The 1,878-nt window shown below is 54.7% G+C and carries 2 protein-coding genes; both read left to right on the forward strand.

The window, feature by feature from the left end; all coding sequences use genetic code 11:
• Positions 1-388, forward strand: a 388-nt coding sequence (locus tag K5E40_RS34255; protein ID WP_221734422.1) for a hypothetical protein, incomplete at its 5' end; no start/stop codon positions are given.
• An 86-nt stretch (positions 389-474) separates the two neighbouring features.
• Positions 475-1,521 (forward strand): hypothetical protein, encoded by a 1,047-nt coding sequence (locus tag K5E40_RS34260; protein ID WP_176717494.1) that lies wholly within the window; start codon positions 475-477, stop codon positions 1,519-1,521.
• Positions 1,522-1,878 lie beyond the last annotated feature (357 nt).

Raw genomic sequence — 1,878 nt, forward strand, 5'->3', positions numbered from 1 at the left:
CTTGCTTGACCGCTTCGATCTTGAATTCTTCGGGGTAACGCTGACGACTCATGGCACCTCCTATTTGGGCCTCATTATGAGGCTTGGAGGTGTCTACGAAACCAGGGGCGATTCAGTTTTCTGGGGTGTGCCGCAGCTGTGTCCAGCTGACACAACGTCGCATGGCGATCTGGCGAAGGACACCGCTACCACTAAAAGCGGGGCGAAGAAACTTCCTAACCTTCAAAATATCAACCAGTACAAGGTGGCGGTGTTTTTGGCCAGGGAGGCTTCGTTGGGGCTTATGGAGGACGCCTTCAACAGGTGGCCGCTTTTGAAGCAACTCAATGGCAAGCATGTAGCGTTCGAGACGTTTGTAGACCGTCGTAGCATCGGCGAGACGCACTGAATATGGGCGTGAGTTGGAAGGTGCTCGTTGCCTGCGGACTGCTTTGCTCTCTCTCAGCCAACGCGCAGATGATTCCAGGTTGTCGGTTGGACAGTTCTTCGGCCGCATTGGTTGAACAGACCATTAACCGAGCTGCCCAGGCCTACCGGGAGCTCGGAAAGGCACTGCCTTTCGATACTGTCGTCGTGAACCCGCGGGCAGCGTTAATTGAGGGACGTACTCTAACTGCCTATATCGTTACCAATGCCAATTCAGATGGAATTGACGCTTATGGCTGTGCTACTCAAGCAGTCACGAAGGATGCCCCCTTAGACGAGCTGAGCGTACGTGGCGGCTGTCTGATTGTTGCTGCTGAGAGACTAGAGCTTCGTTGCTCTTCAAGTGCGGTGGCGCTGTTTGGAGATATCGGTGAAAAACTGGGTCGAGCCAATCCGGCGCTGCTGTATGTGCTCGCTCATGAGCTTGGCCATGTCTATCAACGGCAGGCTGGCGAGTACGAAGGTCGAGTCGCTCAACTCGAACTAGCTCAAGATCGCGAAGCCAAGCTTCAAGCACTGCAAGACTCATGCGACCCGGTCTCAACCAAAAGGGAGGAGGATGCTGATGCCTATGCCCTAGACGTAATGAAGCTACTGCTGCCAGAGCCGCCGTATCGGGAGCCGCTCTTCTCGCATCGTGGCTCGCTTCTGTGGAATGTTGATCAGCTCGTTCTGGCAGCCAACGCATGGCAGCAATCCTCGCTGGCGCAGGAATTCATTAGTCGCCCAGTGGTGCATGAGACCTTTGTGCCAACGGAGTTCCCTACGCCTGAGGCTACTGTCGAAGCGAAAGCCCGCAAGTTCGTTTGTGAAGTTATGACCGGGAAGTCTGGAACAATTTATCACCCTCTACAGTCAGCGACGCACCCTTCGCTCGATCAACGGATGGGACGTATTGCTGACGCAATGAGGCCAATCTCAGTCTCTTTGCCGAATGACACCAACAAGACTCAATTTGCGTCGGTCGCAAAGCTCCAAAGCGACCTAGGCCCAATCTTCAGCCAAATCTATCGGGAAACGGCGGTCTATATGGAGTCAATGCAGGCGGCTATTTGCACGGTGGTCAATTCGCCTGAACCCCCAGCCTGCGATTAGGAACGTGGGTTTCGAGTAGGCTATTCCTGCTTCAGTGCTTCCATCGTTTCGGGAGCGAGAGGACGTTCCAAGGCGACGTCATCTGCGGTGGAATTGCTGGTGCCCTCTAGCTCTACCCTGTCGCGACTCCTGTATCGATCCCTACTGATTTGGAACTACAAAAGACCCGGCAAAGCCGGGCCTAAATTTAGTGGAACGAGCCTACGACCGCTTAGCTTGTACATTCAGTCGATCGGAACCACCTTCAGCTATACGCTGGAAACCTGGGGTGCGATCGGAACCACCTTCAGCTACACGCTGGAAACCTGGGGTGCGATCGGAACCACCTTCAGCTACACGCTGGGAACCTGGGGTGCG

It is taken from the genome of Pseudomonas baetica (assembly GCF_019733355.1).
Classification (GTDB): domain Bacteria; phylum Pseudomonadota; class Gammaproteobacteria; order Pseudomonadales; family Pseudomonadaceae; genus Aquipseudomonas; species Aquipseudomonas baetica_A.